Annotated in this window: 17 protein-coding genes; 14 read left to right on the top strand and 3 right to left on the bottom strand. The window is 56.9% G+C overall.

The features are described from left to right. Positions 1-439 precede the first annotated feature (439 nt). Entirely contained in the window at positions 440-6406 is a 5967-nt protein-coding gene (locus FH08_RS0105525; protein WP_031357372.1) for an AAA family ATPase, read from the top strand. A 109-nt stretch (positions 6407-6515) separates the two neighbouring features. Here FH08_RS0105525 and FH08_RS0105520 read toward each other — a convergent pair whose 3' ends face one another. The 3 genes from FH08_RS0105520 to FH08_RS49285 all read right to left on the bottom strand — a co-directional run bounded on the left by FH08_RS0105520 (position 6516) and on the right by FH08_RS49285 (position 10282). After that, positions 6516-6980 carry a RidA family protein gene (locus FH08_RS0105520; RefSeq protein WP_031357371.1) on the bottom strand — a complete coding sequence of 155 codons (465 nt, stop codon included), beginning with the start codon at positions 6978-6980 and terminating at the stop codon, positions 6516-6518. A 191-nt stretch (positions 6981-7171) separates the two neighbouring features. Next, on the bottom strand, positions 7172-8218 hold the full coding sequence (locus tag FH08_RS0105515) for an alpha/beta fold hydrolase (RefSeq protein ID WP_031357370.1): 1047 nt from the start codon (positions 8216-8218) through the stop codon (positions 7172-7174). A 411-nt stretch (positions 8219-8629) separates the two neighbouring features. Next, positions 8630-10282 carry a PAS domain-containing sensor histidine kinase gene (locus tag FH08_RS49285; RefSeq protein ID WP_160172433.1) on the bottom strand — a complete coding sequence of 551 codons (1653 nt, stop codon included), beginning with the start codon at positions 10280-10282 and terminating at the stop codon, positions 8630-8632. Positions 10283-11815: 1533 nt separating this feature from the next. On the opposite strand from FH08_RS49285, the gene FH08_RS0105500 reads away from it, so the two are divergent. The 13 genes from FH08_RS0105500 to FH08_RS0105445 all read left to right on the top strand — a co-directional run bounded on the left by FH08_RS0105500 (position 11816) and on the right by FH08_RS0105445 (position 25044). After that, positions 11816-13387: a hypothetical protein gene (locus FH08_RS0105500; protein ID WP_051887801.1), complete on the top strand. Its 1572-nt coding sequence runs from the start codon at positions 11816-11818 to the stop codon at positions 13385-13387. A 35-nt stretch (positions 13388-13422) separates the two neighbouring features. Beyond that, positions 13423-13749: a hypothetical protein gene (locus FH08_RS0105495; protein WP_031357367.1), complete on the top strand. Its 327-nt coding sequence runs from the start codon at positions 13423-13425 to the stop codon at positions 13747-13749. A 56-nt stretch (positions 13750-13805) separates the two neighbouring features. Further along, positions 13806-15503 carry a tubulin-like doman-containing protein gene (locus FH08_RS0105490; protein ID WP_051887799.1) on the top strand — a complete coding sequence of 566 codons (1698 nt, stop codon included), beginning with the start codon at positions 13806-13808 and terminating at the stop codon, positions 15501-15503. A gap of 59 nt (positions 15504-15562) precedes the next feature. Continuing rightward, a complete protein-coding gene (locus tag FH08_RS0105485; RefSeq protein WP_031357365.1) occupies positions 15563-16540 on the top strand; it encodes a CobW family GTP-binding protein in 978 nt (325 codons plus the stop codon). Between the two features lie 39 nt (positions 16541-16579). Then, positions 16580-16789 carry a CbtB domain-containing protein gene (locus tag FH08_RS50250; protein WP_075583289.1) on the top strand — a complete coding sequence of 70 codons (210 nt, stop codon included), beginning with the start codon at positions 16580-16582 and terminating at the stop codon, positions 16787-16789. Positions 16790-16802: 13 nt separating this feature from the next. Then, positions 16803-17558: a CbtA family protein gene (locus FH08_RS0105480; RefSeq protein WP_031357364.1), complete on the top strand. Its 756-nt coding sequence runs from the start codon at positions 16803-16805 to the stop codon at positions 17556-17558. An 862-nt stretch (positions 17559-18420) separates the two neighbouring features. Further along, positions 18421-19575, top strand: a complete 1155-nt coding sequence (locus FH08_RS0105475; protein ID WP_031357363.1) for a transporter substrate-binding domain-containing protein — start codon at positions 18421-18423, stop codon at positions 19573-19575. Beyond that, complete coding sequence (locus FH08_RS0105470; RefSeq protein WP_035565368.1) at positions 19576-20229, top strand: ANTAR domain-containing response regulator; 654 nt, start codon at positions 19576-19578, stop codon at positions 20227-20229. A gap of 709 nt (positions 20230-20938) precedes the next feature. Beyond that, on the top strand, positions 20939-22288 hold the full coding sequence (locus FH08_RS0105465; protein WP_031357361.1) for a flavin-containing monooxygenase: 1350 nt from the start codon (positions 20939-20941) through the stop codon (positions 22286-22288). Positions 22289-22571: 283 nt separating this feature from the next. After that, positions 22572-23009, top strand: a complete 438-nt coding sequence (locus FH08_RS0105460) for a RidA family protein (protein ID WP_031357360.1) — start codon at positions 22572-22574, stop codon at positions 23007-23009. Positions 23010-23026: 17 nt separating this feature from the next. Next, positions 23027-23704, top strand: a complete 678-nt coding sequence (locus tag FH08_RS0105455; RefSeq protein ID WP_031357359.1) for a DUF1028 domain-containing protein — start codon at positions 23027-23029, stop codon at positions 23702-23704. After that, positions 23697-24845, top strand: coding sequence for an acetylornithine deacetylase (gene argE / locus FH08_RS0105450; protein ID WP_031357358.1), 1149 nt, complete (start codon positions 23697-23699; stop codon positions 24843-24845). The genes FH08_RS0105455 and argE overlap by 8 nt, the downstream gene beginning before the upstream one ends. Next, the gene (locus FH08_RS0105445) at positions 24814-25044 is read left to right on the top strand and encodes a hypothetical protein (protein WP_031357357.1); all 231 of its coding nucleotides are present in this window, start codon (positions 24814-24816) and stop codon (positions 25042-25044) included. The genes argE and FH08_RS0105445 overlap by 32 nt, the downstream gene beginning before the upstream one ends. The last annotated feature ends 60 nt before the right edge of the window (positions 25045-25104 follow it).

Genomic DNA, 25104 nt, shown 5'->3' with positions numbered 1-25104 from the left:
ATCGACTTCTTCGCTTCGAAGTACTGATGATCTGTGAGAGAAGCACGGTACCCGGTAAAGACTCCAAGTTATATGAACACGGGCCAGACAGCCAGATCTACAAACGGTTGGGTAGTTAGCCCAGAGGTTTCAGTGACTCATACCACGGTTGCAATTGTCTGAAGGATCTCTGCCCTGTTCGGTGTACAGGTTTTGCGCGTAGGTTGACGCGGAGCCAGGGCGCACGCCGATGCACAGGTCGACGCACTTCGCGGCTTCGGTTTCGCGTGGCGACGATGGCCGCGATTTGAGACGGGCCAGCAGTTGCGGCGATCTCGCTCGCCCCCGTTGCGCGTGTCTCGGACGCTCGCGCAAGCGCGGGCAGGCCGATAGCCAAGGGGTGCAAAAGCGCGCAGAATCGGAGCTGGATGAGGTCTGCAGCGAGGCAACGGTCGTGACTATGGATATCACCGGATACGAGCTGGAGCCGCTACGCGACGACGGAGACTTCTCGCTCTATCGCGCGCGGCAACCAGGCAATCCGGTCTCCGTACTAGCCCTGATCGCCGCGAGTTCGGCGCCAAGAAGCATCGCGCGCCTCGAACACGAATATGCCCTCGCGACACTGCTCGACCCCAGGTGGGCGGCGCAACCTCTTGCCCTAAACTGCCACAAGGCTCCCCCAACGCTCTTCCTCGACGACAACGGCGGCGAGCCGCTGGATCGCGCTCTCGGCCAGCCGCTGGAGCTGACACGCTTCCTGCTGCTCGCCATAAACCTGGCGATAACGGTTGGCCACGTCCATCGGCACGGTCTCATCCACAAGGACATCAAGCCGGCGAACGTGCTTGTCGACGGAGACGGCAACGTCCGGCTTACCGGCTTCGGGATCGCTTCACGGCTGCCCAACGAACGCCAGCCTCCCGCGCCACCGGAAATCGTCGCAGGGACGTTTGCCTATATGCCACCCGAGCAAACCGGCCGCATGAATCGCTCGATCGACGCTCGCAGCGATCTCTACTCGCTCGGCGTCACGTTATACGAGATGCTGACCGGCTCGCTTCCGTTCACCGCAACGGACGCGATGGAATGGATTCATTGCCACATCGCCCGCAAGCCAACACCGCCAAGCGAGCGCGTCAGCGGAATTCCCGCACCCGTCGAGGGCATTGTATTGAAGCTCCTCGCCAAGACCGCTGAAAATCGATACCAGACTGCGTCAGGGGTAGAAGCCGACCTCCGGTCGTGTCTTTCGGCATGGGAGGCACACCGCTGGATCGACGCGTTCCCCCTGGGGGCGCACGACACGTCAGATCGGCTGCTGATTCCGGAAAAGCTCTATGGACGTGAGACCCAGATCGGGGAGCTGGTCGCCGCCTTTGACCGCGTCGTGGCCAATGGCGCAACCGAACTGGTGCTCATATCCGGGTACGCCGGCATCGGCAAGTCCTCGGTCGTCAACGAACTGCACAAGGTGCTGGTCCCGCCGCGCGGCCTGTTTGCGGCCGGCAAGTTCGATCAATACAAGCGCGACATTCCTTACGTGACGCTGGCGCAAGCCTTCCAGTCGCTCGTGCGCAATCTGCTAAGCAAAAGCGATGCAGAGGTTGCCCCGTGGCGGAGTGCGCTGCTGGAAGCACTGGGCCCCAATGGCCAGTTGATGGTGAATCTCATCCCTGAGCTTGCCCTCATTATCGGCGAGCAACCGAGCGTCCCTACCCTGCCGCCGCAAGACGCGCAAAATCGCTTTCAGATCGTGTTCCGTCGATTCATCGGTGTGTTCGCGTGCGCGGAACATCCGCTCGCGTTGTTCGTCGATGACTTGCAATGGCTTGACACGGCGACGCTCGATCTGATCGAACACCTCGTCACGCACCCGGAGGTTCGGCACCTGCTGTTGGTCGGCGCCTATCGGGATAACGAGGTCGGGCCAGCTCACCCGCTCGCGCGGACATTGGGATTGATCCGCGACGCCGGCGGCCGGGTTCAGGAGACCACGCTGGCGCCTCTTACGCCTGAAAGCATCGGGCAACTGGTCGCCGATTCGCTTCACTGCGACCGCGAGACGGCGCGGCCACTCGCGCAGTTGTTGCATGAGAAGACCGGCGGCAATCCGTTCTTCGCAATCCAGTTCCTGACGGCTCTCACCGACGAGGCGCTACTCACTTTTGACGATGGCGCACTGGCGTGGACCTGGGACCTGCAACGCATTCGTGCGAAGGGCTTTACCGAGAACGTCGCGGACCTCATGGCCGCGAAACTGAGCCGGCTACCTGACACAACACGAGATGCGTTAGGGCAACTCGCCTGCCTCGGAAACACGGCCGAGGTCGTCACGCTGACGCTGGTTCAGGGCGGGTCCGCAGAAAAGATCCACGGGGAACTGTGGGAAGCCGTTCGGGCTGGCCTTGTCTTTCGCGCAGAGTATTCCTACGCATTCGTGCACGATCGCATCCATGAGGCGGCTTATGCCCTTATCCCCGAGGGCGAGCGCGCGGCAGTGCATCTGCGGATCGGCAGAATGCTCGCGTCACGCACGGCGTCCGAGGACCTTGAAGAGACTATTTTCGATATCGTCAACCATCTCAATCGCGGCGCTGCGCTTATCACGATTGACGCGGAACGGGAACGGGTCGTCGAGCTGAACCTCACCGCGGGTAAGCGGGCCATGAGTTCGACCGCGTACGCCTCCGCCCGCAACTATCTGGCGCAAGCCACCAGGCTGTTGTCGCCGGATGCCTGGACACAACGCTACCCGCTGACGCTGGACCTCTACCTTGCGTTCTCCGAGTGCGAATATCTGGTGGGGAATTTTCCTGCGGCGGACGCACTGTTCGACACAATCCTGGGCGAAGCACACGACAATATCGATCGGGCCAAAGTCTATAGCCTGCGCATGAAGCTGTATCAGGTCGCCGGTAAATATGACGACAGCTACGCGGCGGGACTCGACGCGCTCCGGGATTTTGGTGTGATCTTCCCCGAATCCGAGCATGGCATTCGGGAAGCAATCGACGCCGAGCTGAGGGACGTCCCGATCAATCTTGGAGGACGCCTGATTAGTGAACTTGTCGACGCTCCGGTGGCGTCAGACCCGGCTACGCAGGCGATCATCAATATCCTCGTTGAAGCGATGCCCTGCGCGTACATCGGGCGACCGATGCTCTTTCCCCTGATCACCCTCAAGGCGGTCAACCTCTCCTTGCGGCACGGCAATACTGACCAGTCGAGCTACGTGTATGGTAACTACGCGGTCATGCTGGTCTCGCTTGTAGGCGACATCGCCTCTGGCGTCCAATTCTCCGAAATGTCGCTGCGGCTGAATGAAAAGTTTAACAACCGGCGCTTGCGGGGAAAATTGCTTCACCTGCATGGCGACCATATCAATTTCTGGCGAAGCCATATCGCGACTGACCTGCCGATCCTGGAACAGGCTATCCTCGCCTGCCTGGAAGTCGGAGACCTGGTTTTTACCGGTTACCTCGCATTCGAGACGCTCTGGCAGTTGATCGAGAAGGGCGACGCCCTTGAGGATGTGAAGGTGCTATCAGCGAGGTATGCAGCGTTCGCCCGGCAGAGCCGCAACGATGCCGTGTGCGAGACGGTGCGACTGGAACAGCAATTTGTCGCGAGCCTACAGGGCAGCTTGAAGGACCCGCTGACCCTGGACGATAAAGCGTTCGACGAAGCGGCCTGCTTTGCCGCTATTGTGAAGGCCAACTTCGGCTGCGGCATCGTCTTCTATTACATCATGAAGCAGATTCTCGCCTTCCTTGACGGAAGGTACGCGGAGGCGCTGGACTGCCGCGCCCGCGCGGAGCCTGTGCTCGGCGCCGCGATGGGCATGCCGATCGAAGCCACCTATCACTTCTTCCATGCGCTCACCCTGACGGCGCTCTACCCGACAGCTTGCGCCACTGAGCAGCACGAATATGAGCACATGCTCGACGCGATACTCAGGAAACTCCAGCTTTGGGCTGACAACTCTCCCGACAATTATCGCAACCGCCATGCACTGGTCTGCGCAGAGATGGCACGCATCAAAGGCCGCGACCTCGAAGCCATGCGCTTCTATGAGGAAGCTATAAGCTCCGCCCGCGAGCATGGCTTCATCCAGAATCAGGGCATCGCGCATGAACTCGCCGCGAGATTCTATTCGGAGCGTGGCTTCGACACGATCGCTGAGACCTATCTCCGGAACGCCCGGTCTTGCTACGTCCGTTGGGGCGCGAACGGCAAGGTTCGTCAACTGGACCAGACCCACCCGCAACTGGGCCACGATTCGCCACGCCCTGACAGCACCATTGCAACTTCGGCAGAGCAATTGGATCTCACGACGGTCGTGAAGGTGTCGCAGGCGGTCTTCAGCGAGATCGACCTGAATGAATTGATCCACACGCTGATGGTTCTCGCGCTGGAGCATGCCGGCGCCGACCGGGGCTTGCTGATCCTGCCGCGAGGCGACGGGTTGCGGATCGAAGCTGAAGCCACGACGGTGCGTCATGCAGTCGTGGTCCAATTGCCACGAATGCGGGTTACGCCTGTGGCACTGCCCGAGTCGGTTCTGCGCTACGTCATGCGAACCCGGGACAGTGTGGTGCTCGACGATGCATCGGAACAAAGTCCGTTCTCGGGCGATGAGTATATCCGCCGTAACGACTGCCGGTCGATTCTCTGCCTGCCCCTGATCAAGCAGACGAAGTTGATCGGTGTGCTATACCTCGAGAACAGCCTGACCCCTCACGTCTTTACACCGGCCCGCATCGCTGTGCTGAGGCTGCTGGCTTCACAAGCGGCGATTTCGTTGGAGAATACGCGTCTTTACGCTGACCTGCAGCGCGCAGAAGCTTTGCTGGCCGACGCACAACGGCTAAGTCACACGGGTAGCTTTGACTGGCACGTAACGAGCGGAGAAATCTTCTGGTCGGAAGAGAGCTTTCGAATCCTTGAATATGATTCGAGCACAAGGCCCACTGTCGAACTGTTGTTCGCCCGAGTGCATCCGGACGACCTTGCTCTTGTTCAGCAGGCGCTCGATCACGCTGCAAACGACAAGCAGGGATTCGATATCGAGCATCGGTTGCGGATGCCCGATGGATCCGTCAAACACCTCCATACTTTGGCTCATGTCGTCGCAGATGAGCCAGGCGATGTGCAGTTCGTCGGCGCGCTCATGGACATCACGGTGGGCAAGCAGGCTCACGCGGCACTCGAACGCAGCGAGCAACGTTACCGCAATCTCTTTCGCGATATGCCGGTCGGCCTCTGGCAGACAGACGCCCAGCCTGTGATCGCGATGTTGACGCAGCTGCGGGCGCAGGGCGTGGAGAACCTGTCGGCCTACATTGACGAGCATCCGGAGTGGCTGCGCATCGCGCAAGAGGTGCTTGTCGTCGAAGAGGTCAACAACTACGCGGTGCAGATGTTCGGTGCGCGGGACCGCAGCGAGTTACTCGGTCCTGTGTCCTGGGTGTGGAATCAGAGCCCCGGCACTTTCCGGCGAGTCCTTGAAAGCAGGTATCGCGGCGAGGAGCGCTTTCAGGAAACCACGAGGCTTCCGACCTTCGATGGGCGAATCATCGATGTTCAATTCACCGTAGCACGCCCCCGGGCGACTAACGATCTTGGCATCGCGTTGATCAGCCTGGTTGACCTGACCGAGCGTGTCCGCGCTCAGGAAATGCTGCAGCGGTTGCAGGCCGACTTTGCGCATGCGGCGCGCATCTCAATGCTGGGCGAACTGACTGCCTCGATCGCGCACGAGTTGAAGCAGCCACTTGCCGCCGTCGTGACGAATGGACAGGCCGCGCAACGCTGGCTTGACCGGCCGGTTCCCGATATCGAAGAGGCACGCCTGACGAACACACGCATAGTCGCCAATGCGCATCGTGCCGCAGACATTGTTAGCCGCATTCGCGCGATGGCGATTCGGCAAGCGCCCGAACACACGGTGGTGTCGCTTGACGAACTGATCGATGGGGCGCTCATGTTTCTCCGTCACGAAGTCAAGATGCGCGGCGTCACGGTATCGCACCATGTCGCTCCGGGGGCCCCTCACGTACTTGCCGATCGCGTCCAGTTTCAGCAAGTCATTGTCAATCTCGCCGTCAACGCCATGCAGGCAATGGAGCATGCACAAAGCCCCGAGCGCAGGATCGGCATCCGCACCGCCATGTCTGATCCCGCAACGCTTCGCTGCATGGTCGAGGATAGCGGCCCAGGCGTTGCCCCAGAACATCTTGACTATCTGTTCGAGAGTTTCTTCACGACGAAGCAGGATGGCATGGGCATGGGTCTGCCCATCTGCCGCTCGATTATCGAAGCGCACGGCGGGCGCATCGCGGTGGACAGCGAATCGACTCTCGGCGGAGCCCGCTTCTATTTCGAAATCCCGGCCGCCGGTTTCGTCCAGAGCGCGCAGCCTTAACACGCTACGAGAAGCTCGCGCCACGCTTCTCGCGGCAAGCTGACGGACACCTGTCTTATCGGCGGCGGTATGGAACTACCTTGAGCTAACCCGGTACGCACGAACCGGATCATTTCACCTCGACATTCATCTCGATCTCGACGCACGCACCCAACGGAATCTGCGCAACGCCAAACGCCGAACGCGCGTGTTGGCCGACCTCACCGAATACGTCGGCGATAAGTTCGGACGCGCCGTTCGTTACCAGATGCTGCTCAACGAAATCGGGTGTGGAATTGACGAGGCTTACCACTTTCACGACCCGGGTAACGCGATTCAAATCGCCAATGTGCGCGTGCAGTGTAGCGAACAGATCGATAACAGCATGGCGCGCAGCGATGCGCCCCTCTTCAGTCGTCAGCGTATCGCCAAGTTTTCCCGCCCATACCTTGCCGTCTTTCTTGGCGAGATGACCAGACAGATAAACCATGTTGCCGCTTTCTGCGCTCATCACATAGGCGGCGGCGGCGCCGCCGGCGGTCGGCAACTCGATGCCGAGTTCTTTCAGTCTGGCGTAAACGTCGTGGTGACTCATGAAATGCTCCGCAAAAAATGGACTGTTGGGGACGAACAACCGGTCGAAGCCGGCCATGCGTGTTCAGCTCTAAATGAAGAGGCGGTCAATCCCGCGTGGCGTTGCTATCAAGAATTGAACTCGACGGAAGACCTCACGAAGGAGGTCTTCCGTCATACCGCCCATTCGAATCGTGCCTCAGGAATCGTGCATCAGCCAGCAACTTCAATGACTGCTTCGGCAAATGCTCGGGGCGCCTCCTGGGGAAGATTGTGACCGGCACCCCTGACGAGCTTGTGTGAGTACTTGCCTGAGAACTTCTTCGCATACGATGCCGGGTCGGGATGCGGCGCACCATTGACATCACCTTCGAGGGTAATCGTGGGCACGCCGATATCCGGGGCGGCGTTGAGCCGCTTTTCCAACGCGTCGTACTGCGGCTCACCTTGCGCCAGGCTTTGCCGCCAACGATAGTTGTGAATTACGATCGCAACGTAATCCGGGTTGTTGAAGGCTGCTGCGGTGCGGTTGAACGTGGCGTCGTCGAAGGCCCACTTCGGCGAGGCGATCTGCCAGATGAGTTTCGCAAAGTCATCCTTGTATTTTGCGTAACCCACCTCGCCGTGTTCTGTAGCGAAATAGTACTGGTACCACCATGCGTACTCGGCCTTCGGTGGTAGCGGCAACTGAGTGAGTTCGAGATTGGTAATCAGATAGCCACTCACGGAAACCAAACCGTTGCATCGTTCAGGCCACAGCGCCGCGAGGATGCACGCAGTCCGCGCTCCCCAGTCATAGCCTGCGACGGTCGCTTTATCGATCTTCAGCGCATCCATCAGTGCGATGATGTCGACTGCAACAGCGGCCTGCTGTCCATTGCGCATTGTCGCATCCGATAAAAAGCGCGTCGTGCCATGGCCGCGCAGATAGGGGATGATCACCCGATAACCGGCCGAAGCCAGCAAAGGCGCTACATCGACATAGCTGTAGATATCGTAAGGCCAGCCATGAAGAAGCATCACCACGGGGCCATTGGCAGGTCCCGCCTCAGCGTATCCAACATTCAGGGGACCCGCATTGATCTGCTTCAATGCACCGAACGACGTGTTCGTGCCCGGCTTGATTGCGGGCAGATTCACCCCCTTCTCCGGGCTGGATTGTGCACGTGCAGAGCCAATCATGCCAAGCTGGGCGGCAGCCAAAGTCATAGCCGCAGTACCCAGAAAGCCGCGACGGCTGGGGTCGATTTTATCCGACATTGATAACTCTCCAATTGAGGTTTGGTTGCGGTCGCCAGAACGCGACTCGCGTCCCTATGGGCGAATTTTTACTGATATGAAGTACTAAATGACCTTGTTTTTCTGAATGATGCGAATGAATGTGCAAACGGCTATCGCGCTCGATTGATGCGTGCAGATCCTCTATTCGATTAAGACCCGCACTCTGTTTTCGCGATATGTATCGACAATGATTTGCAGCACGTAAGCACTGGCGATGAGATCAGCATACGTGCAGCAGGATCGAATTTAAATGATACATAGCGGTGCCGTGCCCACTGCTTACGCGTGTGCTCCTCATACGTGCGTATACTTATTCGCCAATGCGCCAATGCGAATTTCCGAAGTCGTTTGGTTTAAGCTGCGGTGGCGGGTCCAGTTCGCCTGCGCCGCTTAGCTTGAGTCACGAGAGCCGCAAGACGTCTCTGAAGGAATGGAAAACTGAAAAATGGAACCACCCGCCGGGTTGTCTGAAACCCATAACCGCCCGCCGTGTGCTTCGACAATTGAGCGGCAAATCGACAACCCTATTCCCATGCCGGCCGGCTTCGTCGTGTAGAACGGTTCAAAGATCTGCTTCAACGCGTCCGGGCCCAGGCCCGGACCCGAATCGCGGACAGCGACGAGTACGTTGCCCTGAGCATCCGTTCCCGTCTCGATCGACAACTCGCGCGGGCCGCCGCAGGTACTCATCGCTTCGATTGCGTTTATGCTCAGGTTGAGCATGACCTGCTGTAACTGCACCCTGTCTCCGTGAATGAGCGGCAAGCTTTCGGCAAGCTGGGCGCGCGCCGACACCGCGTTTTTCTCGACCTCGCCGCTAATCAGGTTCATCACTTCCATAATGGCGTCGTTGACACGCAGAAAGCCCTCGCTCATCGGCGTCTTCGTGACAAGCCTGCGAATCCTGACGATCACGTCGCACGTCCGCCGAGTGTCATCCACAATGTAGCTGAGTGCGCGCTGTGCCTCATCGAGATTGGGAGGCTGCGTGCGCAACCAGCGAACGGCTGCGGCCGCGTGGGTCGCAGCAGCCGCAATTGGCTGCTTGATCTCATGCGCGAGCTCGGCCGTGAACTGCCCGACGGTCGCCAGCCTGTTCGCATGCGCGAGCGCCATCGGCATCGCACGAACACGCTGCTCGCTCTCGGCAAGGCGCTCCTCGGCCCGTTTGTGTTTGGTGATGTCCTGAATTGTGCCGAACATGCGTCTTGGGTGCCCAGATTTGTCCGTCACGAGATCGCCCTGCTTCCGAACGATACGCACGTCCCCATCCGGCCGAAGGACGCGGAACTCGACGTCGAAACGCGCGCCGCCATCCAGCGCTATCAACACCGCACGCGTCACGCACGGACGGTCTTCCGGATGGATCGCGGCGAGTTCGTCCGCAAAGCTGCGATTGGAAAGCCGCTGCGCGGTACCCATGATCCGACAGGTTTCGTCCGACCAAGTGACGCGATCGGTGTCCAATTCGCGATCCCAATATCCGACATGCGCCATTTGCAGCGCGCTCTCCAGACTATCTTCGCGCTTTTTCGGATCACAGCGCGTCAACAGGCTCGTCCGCCGCTCGCCTTCCGTATTGACCCCCACCGCCATGTCGCGTGCGACACCGCGGAAGCACAATTCGCTCTCCCATAACGCCGCTTCCCTGTGCTTTTCCCTGGCGACACCGGAAACGTTCGCTTCAAGGAAAAGCATGTCACCTGTTTCACTGCGCACCGCCCTTGCACTAAGGAACACCCAGATGTGGCTTCCGTCCGCCCGCACCAGTTCTACTTCACATCCGCTTGCCGCACCCTGCGTGCGCAGTGCTCGGACCAGACTGTCCCATTCGTGCAGATCGAGCCAGCATTGCCGCCCGAAGTCGGTGATGCTACGGACAAGTTCTTCGGAATGCTCATATCCCAGCATTCGCGCAAATGCGGGATTCGCACTGAGAGCCTCACCGCGCGGCGAGAATCGCGCGATGCCCTCCAGCGCATTTTCATAGATGCCTCGATAGTGTCTTTCACGGCGGCGAATATCATTGACGATCTTTCGCATGTTCTCTAAAACCTTGACTAATGTCCACGACCGAAGCGTCTTACGATTCAGGACCGCAACGTCCATGCAGTCTTTACTGTTCGAAATATCATCGCGTCGCATGTTTGCTCTCCAGCAACAATTTCGGGCTGTCAGGCCGTAAGAAAAACGTGGGACTGCCTATGTCCACGTCTTCGAACGCTCCGTCCACCGAACACCGAACGATATTAAAAAACTTGTATCCAGAAAACTTTGAAGGGCCATCTTCAAAAAGCAAAAGCCCCGTAGAGACGATTGAACGTCTTTACAGGGCTTTTTTGCCACGTGCCTGGCCGACATTTTTGGCGGCGGGCATCAATCCGACAGAGTTTTTAAAACCTGATCCTCAAACGACTTTTCTCCAATTTATATTCGTTCGTATTTCAAAGTAATACGACGGAATCTAAACACCGGATATCGATTTAGTGGCCTCGTCTTCGCGGGCATCAGCCGAAGACGGCGTTTGAATGGAGCACCATTGTGGGCTTCATTCAAACCTTCCGGTCACACACCTTCGCGCGTCGAGTAAACAAAAAAAGCCCCAACCGCGTTATTTACGGTTGGGGCTCTTTTGCCCGTGACCTGATCGGCAATGCTGGCGATCGGTCTTAAAACCTGAGTGCCACTGGACCTGCACATCTCATGAGTTGAGTTATAGGCATGTCAATTTCAGAAGTCAAGCGCAGTTTGTTTTCGGATTCCAACGCTCATGGTTTTGCATGAATGGATGCGCTTTCGCGCGACTGCCGCAGTCGTTGTTTTGAACGGCGACGACGTTGACTTCAGCCTCATTTCGACACGAGACGTTCGACGCGCTCGGCGTGATGATCGGTTAACCCGACGCGAGTGTTGGCGAGCGACAGGATCATTTGATCACCGGGAGACAGCGAGGCCCAGCGGGGGCGCTTCCGGGCTCTAGTGCAAACAGGCGGAAGGGTATCGTTAGCGTGTAGAAAGCCACTGTTGTCAATTAGTCAGGATAACTGTCCGTTGAGATGAACAACATAAATAAAATTGTTCAGAACAGAAACAACTATCACGTAAGCAATTAACTGACGAGGTGCCGTCGTCACCGATCTTTCTATCTACTTCCCCGCTATCTTATGAAAACGGAGTTCGTTCCAGCAACCGGAAAAGAGGCGTGAGCAGACTGCAAGATGACGCCTCAATACGGCGCTGACCCGAGAAGGTCGTGGGTCCAATGCAACGCAGCGGCAGGCGCAGGAACGCGCATGGCGTTCCTGCGCTGGCATCAGCGCGAACGCTCTGATATCTGCCGTTATCATTTTGGATCCAACCAAGCCGCGCTTGACTTGTGAAATCGAGGTGCCTATAACTCAACACAAGTGACGAGCGGGGTCTGGCGATACCCGAGTTTTGAGGCCGATCGCCGGCATTGCCGATCAGGTCACACAAAACAAAAGAGCCCCAACCGAGAATAGCGTGGTTGGGGCTCTTTGTTTTGTGTGACGCGCGCAAGTGCACGCCATGGTCCGTTCCATAAAGGAGGCCAGGTTGGCCATAAATGCAGGTATCGATCCTCTCGGAGGCCGGCCGACACCTGGTCTTGTTAGCACGGCTGAGAAGATTCAGCGGCGCAAGCTCGACGCATTGAAGCGCGGTATCCATCGGATCGACGACAACGCCGGCATGCCCTATACGATTCATCTTGTCGGGATCGGCGGCGCAGGAACCGCAGTCGTCGCCAGAACAATGGAGCAGATCTCCAATGTAATGCTTGAGGCAGACGGTGCTCGTTTGAGTGTTCTGGCGATTGACATTGGCGCTAGTGCGCATCTTGAGGTGATTCGCCGGAACCGGACGAGACTTGAGGGCCCCCATGCATCCGTGGAAGTCCTGCAACTCGAAGTGCCAACGAAGGAGGACCTGTTTGCAAGCCTCAAACGGTACCCCGAATTTTTGCAGCTCGAGTATCCGTTCGCTGCGCGCGCATCTGCATTTGAGCCATGGATTGGATCGGGCGACAAGATGCCAGATCCGGGAGAATCAGTTCCTCGTGCGATTGCAAAAGCCGTATATGGTCAAGCCTATTACGATGGCGACAGGCACGCAGCGGAAGCAATCAAACGCTTTTCTAACAGTGTGATTGCGACGCCAGGCGAATCACTGGTCTGCATTTTATTCGGGCTGGGTGGTGGAAGCGGGAGTGGCATCGCAGTAGACGTCGCTCGACACATTTCCAACGTCAAATTCGGACGCCGGATTCTGGTAGTTGGGATTGGTATAGCGCCATGTGAAGGTGATATCCCGGAACATTCTGGAGGGCACCTTTTCCCTGTACTAAACGAATTGGATTGCATGAGCGATGAAACCAAGAATCGCGGCGTCGTTGCAGCGTGTGGCGATCTTTACCGGAACCCCTTCACGGCAGGATTCCTGCTCGTTCCGCAGCAGCATGTGTGGAACGCAACGAAAAACCTGCAGGCCACACATGACCGGGTGGACGACGAAATTGCCTCATTAATTACGTCTCGCAATGGCGCCAATCTCTGGGAGACGATGAGACTCCTGAACTGGGTCGCCGCGCCGTCCACGCAGCATTCAGCCGCCCGAACGCCGTACGGCACGCGATGGATACATGCTTTCGCATTTGCAGACGTCGAGGGTGGAGCGCTTCCACTCCACGCCGACCTCCCGAGAAAACTGGGACTACGGTCAACTTACCGACCAGAATTCGTCGAAGCGAGGATCGCTTTGAAGGGAACTGACAAAACAAACGACATGGCCGCACAGATTGATATTGCTTTCGGTCCGTCGATTCGGCCGGATCTTTCAGAAGGGGGCCGTGCTGGCTCGGTGCAATTTGTGCTGCCTCAAGTAAGCAAGGATGATCTCGAACTCTTTGCTCAGGCAAGGTCAACCTACGACCAGCAGAGTCGGAACGAAAAGCTGCTGGGACACTCATGGTTGCTTGAGCAAGGTGTAGTGCTTTGTGAACCTTCGACAATACTAGACGGTATGGCCGGAGCTAGTCTTTGGGGATGCCAGAACTGGATCGCAGTGCGGTATGCAGCCGTTCGAGGTGAAGATCAAGTGGATACCGAAGAATCCATCGCTACGGGTTGATAGACATTCAAGCTGCCCCACTCAGAGGAGGTGATATGCCGCTCAATTGGTCTCAGGTGATCGCCAAATACGGAAATGGCGCGCTGGTTCCAACCGTGTCCGGCGGAAAATTCTTAAAATTGGTGCGCGTAGATAACGAGGCTATTTATATAGAATCTCCTATTTGGTCCGCAACGCTCCGCAGACACAATCTCGAGAAAGGCGTTGATCTGATTGAAAATGGAACCATATCCCGCGATCCGGGCCTATTCGTCGAAGACTACATCTTGTATGTGGCCAATGAACGCGCCACGTCGGTCGCCCATATTTTAAGAGATCTCGGTTTTCTGGATAAGACGGAGACGTTCTCGATCAGATGCTAGCGGCAATGTAACGCTCGCAATGAGGTCGCGTTCAAGTTCTGGAAGGAGATGAGGCTATGGCAAAGTCGCTTTATCACAGCGCTACAGGTAACCAGTCCGAACATTGCATCCACGTTGTCGGAATTGGTCGAACCGGCGCTGCATATGTCGAAGCACTTCTTCGTACCGGTGAGATGGAGGACTTACTCGAAGATCCGCGTGCCCGATTCGCTGCAATGGTCGTAGACATCGGCGACCAGGACATGGGCGTTGTCATGGATTACGCCGGCGCGTTCTGTAAGAGGCTCGAGTCGCGCGGAATTCCGCACGAACGTTTCTTCTTCCGGGCAATTGCACTTGAGGTTCCCTCGAAGGAAGACCTCTTCAATACAACCAGCCGTATGCGTGAATTCCTTAAATTGGAGTACCCCCGGTACTACTGGAACCCGAACTATGAATCGTGGGTGAACAGAAATCTACCTTTCCCCAAAGCAGGTGACCACTTTCCCCGCGCTGTCGCGAAGGCCATCTATGCCAAAGCGTATTACGATGAGCCTCGGGTACTCAGTGAGGCGTTGGACGAGTTCGTAGCGCATATTGAAGAAGCTCAAATCCCGTCGATGATTCTTGTGCCATTCAGCCTCGCAGGGGGAACGGGGTCCGGGATTGTCGTCGATCTCGCGCGACATCTGTCGAACGTGAAGCTTGGTCGCCGTTTGCCCGTTATTGGGGTGGGGCAACTTTCTTCAAGCGGTGACTCGGACGTACACCGCAACACGGCGACCATGTATACCGCCCTGAACGATCTCGACTGCATGCTGGACGACGACAAGAACAACGGGGTCATAACGGTGTGGGGCGATCTCTATAAGAACCCCTTCACGGGTGGATTTTTCGTGGTCAACCCCGAGCAAAGCTGGCAGCGCCTCACCGCCTATACGGACACAGGCGAACAACGCGTCCGGGATACTTTCAGGCACATGGTGACCAATCGGTTCGTCGCCGATTGTTTCATGAGGTTTGCTGCCGATGAACATGGACGTGTGTTGTTCAGGGCACTTCGTCCACTCGGATTCACGGGTGCGCCGCACGAAACATTGAGCGCAAAGGCTCGTAACTGGACGCTTTTTAACGTTGCCAAGCTCACTCACCCTGGCGTGCAGGTTCTGCCCGGCGAGCATGGTGAGAAATGGGAAGCCGTGGTTGAGCAATGGATAGACTTTGCTCCGAAATATGACGGTTTAAAAGGTGAATTCCGTACCGACTATGTAGAAGTCCATGTATATGTCCCTCGCGATATGGACGTTAATGCCATCGACATCAAGACCCGGGATATGGTCACCAAGACGTATCTGTTGAGCGACGGTGACAAACCTGTTCAGATTTTCAACCACGAGTTCTTCGACGCGCTGACGTCGTATGCGGTCATCATTCTGCCAGGGATGGCCAAGACCGACCTTGAAGCATTCTGGGCCAGTCGCGATGCGTATGACAAGTTGACCTGGGAGGAGAAGCTTAACGAGCATTCGTGGCTTCTGGATATTGGGCCAATGATCTCGGAGCCTGCCATTCGCTTCCAGGGACTGGCGGGCGAATGCATCTGGGGATGCGCATGCTGGATCGTGGTTCCCTATGATGAACTGCGAGGCGACAAACTACCCCCTCCAACCCGCAAGGAAATATTTGCCAACGCGATTTCCCCGATGACAAGGACAGTTGTCAAAACGCCAGGCGGAGAGCCAAAGGTAGCGCCCCCTGCTGTGAAAGCGGTTTGATCGATGAACCTGCCGACGGCATTATCGCCGGTACGTCCCGGGGATAAGAAGGAGTGGTCATGGACAATGCGCTAACAGACTTCCGTATCCCCGCGACGGTCATTACGGGTTTCCTGGGCGCGGGGAAAACAACCTTGCTCAACAGGCTTTTACAGAATCAGGCTGGGCGAAAGATAGCCGTGATCGTGAACGAATTTGGCGAAATCGGAATCGACGGCCAACTGATCTTCGATGACGAAAATGAACAGTTGATCGAGTTTAACAACGGCTGTCTCTGCTGCACAGTACGGGGGGACCTCATCGAGACATTGGAACGCATTCGTGAGCGTGCGCCTGATATCGATGCAATCATGATTGAAACAACCGGGCTCGCAGATCCTGCACCGGTTGCATCGACATTCTTTGTATCGGATGGAGTGAAATCCATCGCCCGCCTCGATGCGTTTATCACGGTAATCGACGCAGTGAACTTTGACCGCAGCCTCGAGGAGAACGAGGAGGCTCGCGAGCAACTCGGTTTCGCGGACATCGTGCTTGTGAACAAGATAGATCTCGTTTCGGAGGACGAATTGCGGGGTATCGAGAGCCGAATTAGCCGTCTTAATCCGCTGGCGAAGGTATATCGAACATCGCAGGCCGACGTGAATCCGTCCCTTGTGCTCGGGACAAATGCGTTTCAATTGGCAGCGAAACTCGAAGTCGATCCTCTATTCCTCGATGAGCATCCGCATGAACACGACGCATCCATTGGATCAATCGTTTTACGCGCGCAAAGACCGATCGATTTGAACCGGTTTATGTCATGGATCTCTGAGCTACTTCAGACGCAGGGCGGTTCGATTCTTCGCTCGAAGGGAGTATTCAACGCAATTGGCTTCAACGAGCGAGTCATTTTCCAGAGCGTTCGTATGCTGACAACGATAAGCCGGCTGGATGCATGGGGGGAGACCGCAAGAACAACAGAATATGTCCTTATTGGCCGCAATCTCGATCACGGATTGTTAGAGGCCGGATTTTCCGCATGTGTTGGATCTTGAGCGCTTTGTTTGAGACTTTATTTTTTGGGAGGTTCGACTATGAACGATGCGATTCTTAACCCTGTCGCCTTGCCGGCTCCAATTCCCGTGAAAGAACTGTTGCCCTGGGTAATTTTCGGTGGACTGCTTCTACTCCTCACGCTCTATTTTGTTGGCGCCGAGCAAGGCGCAACTTCATTGATTCGAGGAATGTACGTTCACGAGTTTGTGCATGATGGGCGGCATCTCCTCGGCTTCCCTTGCCATTAACCGGGAGGTGATCATGGTGGGAAAGATGTTGATACAGGGCCTGCTTGCCGGCTTATTAGCGAGTCTGATCTCCTTCGGGTTCGCCCGGACGATCGGCGAGCCTTCAATTGATCGTGCCATTGCATTCGAGCAGCAACAGAATGCAAAGGAGGCCGCAATGAGCGGTGTACACGGCCATGATGAAGAACTGGTTAGCCGTCAGACGCAAGCAGGTTTGGGCTTGTTGACGGGTGTGGTGGCCTACGGAACCTCGGTTGGCGGATTGTTCGCCTTGACTTTCGCGGTCCTATACGGGCGTGTGAAGAGCATGAAGGCATCGAAGCTATCCATGGTACTGGCCGGCGCTGCCTTCATCGCATTAGTGATTGTTCCAATGCTCAAGTATCCGGCTAATCCGCCATCAATAGGCGATCCCGAGACAATCGGTGCACGAACGGCACTGTATTTCCTCTTCCTGGCTTATTCCGTGGCAACAATGATCGTATCTATCCTTGCGCGTTACGCGTGGATTCAGAGACTTGGCGAATGGAACGCGTCGCTTGTGGCAACGGGTCTTTACATTGGTTTGATCGCCGCTGGGCTGATTTTCTTTCCAACCGTCAATGAAGTTCCGGCGCAGTTTCCCGCACAGGTGCTGTGGGAATTCAGAAAGGCAGCCGCTGGCGTCCAGTTTGTCATATGGGGAACACTTGGCGTTTTATTTGGCGCCTTTTTTGAGCACACGACGATGGTTGCGAGCTCGTCTAAAACACGGGGAGTGGGCTTGTGACCGGTAGGTTTGAATGGAGCACGCTACTGCGCTTCGTTAAAACGCTGTCGTTACTACCGATGCCAAGGAAGACAGGCCATCGCACGGTGTCCTCTTTTTTGCTGCAAGGTAGTTTATCTACGAACGAAGATACGTTGACGAAACGTCTCCTGCAAACTAAGCTTTAAGGACTCTATCGGATTCGTGCCCGCCGCCAAAAATGCCGGCCAGGCATACGGCAAAAAAGCCCTGTGAAGACGTTCAATCGTCTTCACGGGGCTTTTTGTTTTCTGAAAATGACCTGTCGAAATTTTCCGGACAGAAGCTTTTAGTATTGTTGGGCGTTTGGCGGGCGAAACAGAGTTCGAAGGCGTGGATACGGATACGGTCCACGTTTTCCTTACGGCTTAGCAGCCAGGGATTGATGCTTGGAGAATAGATATGCGACACGGTGATATCTCGAGCAGTAAAGACTGCGCGGCGGTTCACAACAAGTGGATTCAGGATACCGAAGGAATAACGAGCGAGGCTGTCGCGGTGAAGACGCGCAGTGCGCGAGGTACTCCGGCATGCCCTATCGGAGGAATTCCGACAGAGGTTCCACAGCACAGGTAGCAGGTCTCCACGCAATAAGTAGAAATGGCCTCACTGCACGTGGGCGCCGGGGTCAATGCATTTGCGTTGATCCGTTCGAACACGAAGACATGTGTGAAATATTTGGCTGGCCCAATACGTTTTCATTGACGCAAAGCGCGACTTCTGGACATCTTGCCGAACTTGTTGTCGAAACTTGCGGTGTAAGTAAACCCGCTTTCGACGACGAAGTATGGACTAGGATTGGTTTAGTGAGGCATGCGAGCGTTTTAACCGAGTCGAGGATTCCGTGGCACACAACGACCCCATTAAAGTTGGCATGCTGTACTCCGAAACCGGCGTGACATCGTCTATCGAGGCGTCACAACGTTTCGGGACACTTTTTGCAATCGAGCAGGTCAATGAAGCAGGCGGCGTGGATGGCCGCGAAATCGTACCTGTTTCTTACGACTCGCGTTCGGAACCGGCGCTCTACGCCACTTTGGCCGAACGTCTTATCACAGCGGACAATGTGAAGGTCATATTCGGCTGCTACATGTCGAGTACGCGCAAAGCGGTGATTCCCGTGGTGGAACGCTGGAACCGTCTGCTGTTCTACGCTACGCTGTACGAAGGGTTTGAATGCTCTGATCACGTGATATATACGGGTGCGGCGCCCAACCAGAACAGCGTTCAGCTCGCGGAGTACATGACGTCAACATTTGGTCCACGAGTGTACCTGGTTGGCTCAGACTACATCTATCCTTACGAGTCGAATCGGATCATGGCGGATCTTGTGGGTCAATGCCCCGGCGGGACAAAAGTCAGTGAACGGTATGTTCCGCTGAATGCAGCCGAGCGGGATTTCGATGAGATCCTGGCAGATATTCGCAACGCACAGCCCGACTTCATTTTTTCAACGGTAGTCGGCAATTCAACACAATGTTTCTATCGTGCTTATGCGGACGCCGGTTTCGATCCAGCGAAAATGCCGATAGGCAGCCTGACGACCTCGGAGGTCGAAGTTGGGCAGATGGGGGCGGCCGCCGCCGAAGGACACTACACAGCAGCGCCTTACTTTCAGACTATTCAAAGCGCCGCGAACGTAAGTTGCCTGGCCAAATTTCGGGCGAGGTTTGGAGACAGCGCCGCACCAAATTCATGCTGGGAGGCGGCGTACTTTCAGTTCCACCTATTCGCTGCCGCAATGCGCGCCAGCGGAAGCGATGACATTGACGCTCTGATGCCACATTTGCTTGGATCGTCGTTCGACGCTCCGCAAGGTATTGTTCGCATAGAAGCGTCGAATCACCACGCTTCCCTTTACCCTCGGATTGGACGGGCTAACTCGGAGGGACAGTTTACGATCATGCGGGAGACGCGCGAGTCAGTTTATCCGGACCCTTACCTCGTGGCGCACGACCTCGGAAGTACGGCGTCGCAAATGACTTCAGTGGAGAATTAAGTGCGCGGCGAAATCGGATGTGCCAGCACCAGCGGTCGGGCCGAAATTTCTTCGTTGCGAAGTGGATCCCGCGTCCTTAGGGATTTACGAACGATGCGTATCTGCATCTTTCATCCCCACAACCGCGACGGGGAGATGCTGACACAGCAGCTCGAGCGCATCGGATGTCAGGCGCATTGTTTTTGGCCGCCGCTCGAAGCCCCCGTAGAGGGAACGGACCTCGTATTCATTGGCCTTTATCCCGACACGTTAGGTTATGAGTACGCCTGGTGTAGCTTCGAGGAAGCACCGCCTGTTGTGGCGGTTGTGAATTACGAGAATCCAACGATAATCGACGCAGTCCTCCGCGTCGGAGCAAAGGCCGTAGTAGCCGCGCCAGTCAGGTCTTTCGGCATACTCAGTGCTGTAGTGATCGCTCAACAGCTTTCCGGTGACATCAAGAAACTTAGAAAACATGTCATACGCCTCGGAGACAAAGTGGAGAGCGTACGTAAGATCGCTGAAGCGCAGGAAATCCTTGTTCGACAGCAAGGAATCACACGAATTGATGCGTATCGTGCCATCCGGGCCCAAGCGATGGCCAAGCGAGTGTCCGTGGAAGAAATCGCTTCTGCGATTATTGCTGCAGACCAGTTTCTGTCATTGCGCCGGTAAGCTACTGTGACTCCGGTCCAGCTCGTAACCGATTGCCGTGATAACACGGTCCTTCTTGTCATTTTTCTATTCGCGCTTGATGCATGGCGCCCACACGGTTGAGAGCTTCAAGGCTGTTTCTGCTTCACAACGAAAAACCGCAACTGGCGCAGCGAATACCGAAGCGGCGGCCTTTCCGTTGATACGTGCGTAAGAGCCAAGGAATTGGTGGGCGCCGCGCGACCGTGCAGCCTCAAGGCTAAACGTGCGCGCCGCTGCATAGGATAAACATATTTAATGCATCTTTTAAATATGTTTTCCAAATGCTCCCATTCCGCGTAGATTTATTCCATCGGTAAGCCAATGCCAGCCCATCGAAGTCGACATGCCTGCAGAAGATGCAACGACGTAGCTACCTGGCGGTGAAGGCTGGCGCGCCGGTTTAAGAAGCAGTGCAATCGCTGACGGAGAAATAATCGCCGCTTCCCGAAAAGGATCTGCCTGGCGAAGACTTGAGCCATTGTGGTGGGTGCAAGAAACCCTATTTTCGCGAATCCTTAGTTCTCGATGGAGCGCGACCTACGCCAACTCGTACAGCCGCAAGAGCGGGATAGCAATGATCAAATCCGGCAAAGAGTGCCGCGATTCCATCCGCGACGGTCGCGAGCCCTACATCAACGGCGGAACCATGACCGCCCCGAATCAAACCGCCTTTTAGAAGGAGACAGCGGTGACAGTTGAAACAATATCAATCGATACGCTTATTGTTGGCGCCGGTCAGGCCGGTGTAGCCATGAGTGAACACCTGTGCAAACTTGGGGTGCCTCACCTCGTCCTGGAGCGCAATCGTATCGCCGAACGGTGGCGCACGGGTCGGTGGGATTCGCTGGTTGCCAATGGCCCGGCCTGGCACGATCGCTTCCCGGGTCTGGAATTTGAGAACCTCGATCCCGACGCTTTCGCCTCGAAAGAGCGTGTTGCGGACTATTTTGAAGCCTATGCCAGGAAGTTCAACGCCCCCATCCGCACTGGTGTGGAAGTGAAGAAGGTTGTACGCAATACCGGCCGGTCGGGCTTCATGATTGAAACATCTGAGGGCGTGATCGAAGCCAACCGCGTGGTTGTCGCGACCGGACCTTTTCAGCGACCTATTATTCCGCCGATCGCGCCTAAAGCTGAGCAGCTCGTACAGATCCACTCTGCCGAATATCGTAATCCAGGGCAATTGCCAGAGGGTGCGGTTCTGGTGGTCGGTGCCGGATCGTCAGGGGTACAGATCGCCGATGAACTGCAGCGTGCTGGAAAGAAGGTGTACCTCTCGGTTGGACAGCACGATCGTCCTCCACGCACATACCGCAACCGTGATTTCTGCTGGTGGCTGGGCGTTCTCGGCGAATGGGATGCGGAGGCGGCGAGACCGGGCACTGAACATGTCACCATCGCTGTAAGTGGTGCTCGTGGCGGGCATACGGTTGACTTCCGGGCTCTTGCCAATCAGGGCATAGCGCTCGTCGGCCTGACGAAGGCGTTCAATGACAGCGTAGTGAGCTTCGAATCGGATCTTGCAGCCAACCTTGCTCGCGGCGATGAGAACTATTTGTCGCTGCTCAATGCAGCTGACGCCTATATTGCCCGCAATGGTCTCGACCTTCTGGAAGAACCTGAAGCCCGCAACACGCTCCCGGATCCGGAATGCGTGACCCATCCCATTCTTGAGCTCGATCTGGCCGAAGCCGGCGTTACCTCGATAGTCTGGGCAACCGGCTATGCAGTCGATTACGGTTGGCTGAAAGTCAACGCCTTCGACGCAAACGGTAAGCCGCAACATCAGCGCGGCGTTTCGACAGAGCCTGGCGTTTACTTCCTGGGTCTGCCATGGCTGTCGCGTCGTGGCTCCGCTTTCATCTGGGGCGTCTGGCACGATGCCAGGCATATTGCCGACCATATCGTCACGCAGCGCAAATATCTCTCCTATCGTGATACGTCGCAACGGCAGGCAGAAGACTGTCGCGAGGAAAGTCCCAATAGCAGTTGCCCTGATTCGCAAGGTCAAAAAGTCAGCGAAATGGGACTAAGTTGATGCCTGTTCATGCCTGAGCAATGATCGAAAGGCCGAGCAGTCGCGCAACTCCATTCGCGACCCTCGCGAGATCTACAGCAACGGCAAAGCCACTAAGGGCGTCACCACGCGCCCGGCTCTAGCGGCGCCGGCAGCAACGAAGGGCGTATCGGCCTGAATCCTTATCCCCTCGCCTCCCCGTTCAAGGGCGCCTGGTCAGCTTCGCGGCTGCGCGTTTGGCATTCCCTTCAACGCCTTGAGGCGGATTTTTCTTCTGAGTTCTTTTGAGTATTGAGGTGCATTAATGAGTCAACCTACGCACACCCGCATCCGCATGTTCAACACCAAGGAAACCTACCCGAACCAGACGCTGGATAACGATCTCTGTCAGGCCGTGCGCGCCGGCAACACCGTCTACGTGCGCGGTCAGGTGGGCACCGATTTCGAAGGCCGCCTCGTAGGGCTCGGCGACCCGCGCGCCCAAGCCGAGCGGGCGATGAAGAACGTCAAGCAACTGCTGGAAGAAGCGGGCAGCGATTTGTCCCACATCGTCAAGACTACAACCTACCTGATCGACCCGCGCTATCGCGAGCCGGTGTACCAGGAGGTCGGCAAGTGGCTTAAGGGCGTGTTTCCTATTTCCACCGGCCTGGTTGTGAGCGCCTTGGGCCAGCCGCAGTGGCTTATGGAGATCGATGTGCTCGCGGTGATCCCGGATGACTGGAAGCCCAAGCAGGCCTGAGGCCTAAGGAGTAGGACATGACATTCTCGATCGTCGGACGTTGCCCGGAAACCGGACAGCTTGGGATCGCCATCAGCTCTTCCAGTATTGCGGTGGGTGCCCGATGCCCGTGGGTGCGTGCAGGTGTGGGTGCAGTGGCGAGCCAGAACGTCACCCTGCCGGCTCTTGGCCCCCAAATCCTCGACCTCCTCGAAACCCTCCAGTTTGAGCCCGCGACTGCCCTGGATCGAGCGCTTAGCGCCAACGGGTGGAGCCAGTATAGACAGTTGACGGTGATCGACGGCCAAGGCCGTACCGCGTTTTTCAGCGGCACAGAAGCACTGGGCGTGCACAACGCTCTGGCTGGCGAGCAGTGCGTAGCCGCTGGCAATTTACTGGCTGGTGCCCAGGTCATCGAGGCTATGGTTCAGGCGTTCGAGAATGCGTCCGGGATGCTTGCCGGGCGCCTGCTGGTGGCCATGCATGCCGCGATGGCGGCCGGGGGTGAAGCGGGACCTGTGCACTCGGCGGCGTTAAAGGTAGTTGGCGACGTGAGCTGGCCGATCATCGACCTGCGCGTCGACTGGGCGGATGAAGATCCAATAGGCCAGCTCGACGGTCTCTGGCAAGCCTATAGGCCGCAGATGCAGGACTACCTGGCTCGTGCGTTGAATCCGACCGCAGCTCCGAGCTACGGAGTACTGGGCAATGAGTAAGGTATCCAGCCGTGAGCTGCTCGAACAGCTGATCGGTTTCGCCACGGTCAGTTCGGATTCCAACATTGAACTGATCGATTTCATTCGGCATTACCTGGCGGAACTCGGCGTGGAGAGCGAGCTTTTCTACAACCCGGAGCGCACCAAGGCCAACCTGTTCGCCACCATCGGTCCTCGCGACCGAGGTGGTGTTGTGCTGGCCGGCCATACCGATGTGGTGCCGGTGGATGGACAGGCCTGGACCTCCAAGCCGTTCCGTCTCACCGAGAGAGACGGACGGTTGTACGGTCGCGGCACGGCCGACATGAAGGGCTTCATCGCCTCGGTGTTGGCGGCGGTACCGGTCTTTCTCAAGCGGACGCTGAAGCTGCCCATACACCTTGCCTTCTCCTATGACGAGGAGGTGGGGTGCCTGGGCGTGCGGTCGATGTTGGCGGAACTGGAAAAGCGTCCGCTTAAGCCGCGCATGTGCCTGATCGGCGAACCTACCGAGTTGAAACCCGTGCTGGGCCACAAGGGCAAGCTGGCCATGCGCTGCCAGGTGAAAGGGGCCGCCTGCCACTCAGCCTACGCACCCAATGGGGTCAACGCTATCGAATATGCGGCACGGCTGATTGGCCGGCTCGGAGAGATCGGAGCACAGCTGGCGCAGCCTGAACATCACGATCGGCGCTTTGATCCACCGTTCTCAACAGTGCAGACCGGCTTGATCAAAGGCGGTCGAGCTTTGAACATAGTGCCGGCTGAGTGTGAATTCGATTTCGAGGTACGCACGCTGCCGGGCTTCGATGCCTACGAGGTGGCGAATGAGCTGCAGACTTTTGCCGATGTCGAGCTGTTGCCGAGGATGCGTTCGGTTCAGCCCAATACCGGCATTCGCTTGCAGCTGCTCTCCGCCTACCCGGGATTGGTCACCTCGCCTGACAGCGAAGTGGCACACCTGCTGGCGCTGCTGAGCGGTTCCACCGAGTTCGGTACGGTGGCATTCGGCACGGAGGGCGGACTGTTCGACCAGGCCGGCATTCCCACGGTGGTATGCGGGCCCGGAAGCATGGATCAAGGGCACAAGCCAGACGAATTTATTACCCTCGAACAGTTGACCCGCTGCGATGAAATGTTGGCTCGCCTATGCCTGGCGTGAGCTTATTGAACAGATACGTGAGGTCAGGCCGAAGACAGGTATCGAAGGGCGGCAACTGGTGGGACTATCGGGCGCTTGCGGTCCCCGCTTGATCGAGCAGGCGCACGAGGCAGACGAAGATATCGAGCTAGCGCAGGTCGACCGCTGTCTCGGCTTCCTCGTGCAACTCGCCAAGCGCTTTCCGAGCCGGGTCAGGTAGCTCGACCGTGCCTGGTTGACAGCAATGTGCTTTGCGGCATTTTTAAAAATTACATTTTAG

Source organism: Caballeronia sordidicola, from assembly GCF_000729995.1.
Classification (GTDB): Bacteria; Pseudomonadota; Gammaproteobacteria; order Burkholderiales; family Burkholderiaceae; genus Caballeronia; species Caballeronia sordidicola_A.
This window is presented reverse-complemented; position numbering and strand designations above follow the sequence as displayed.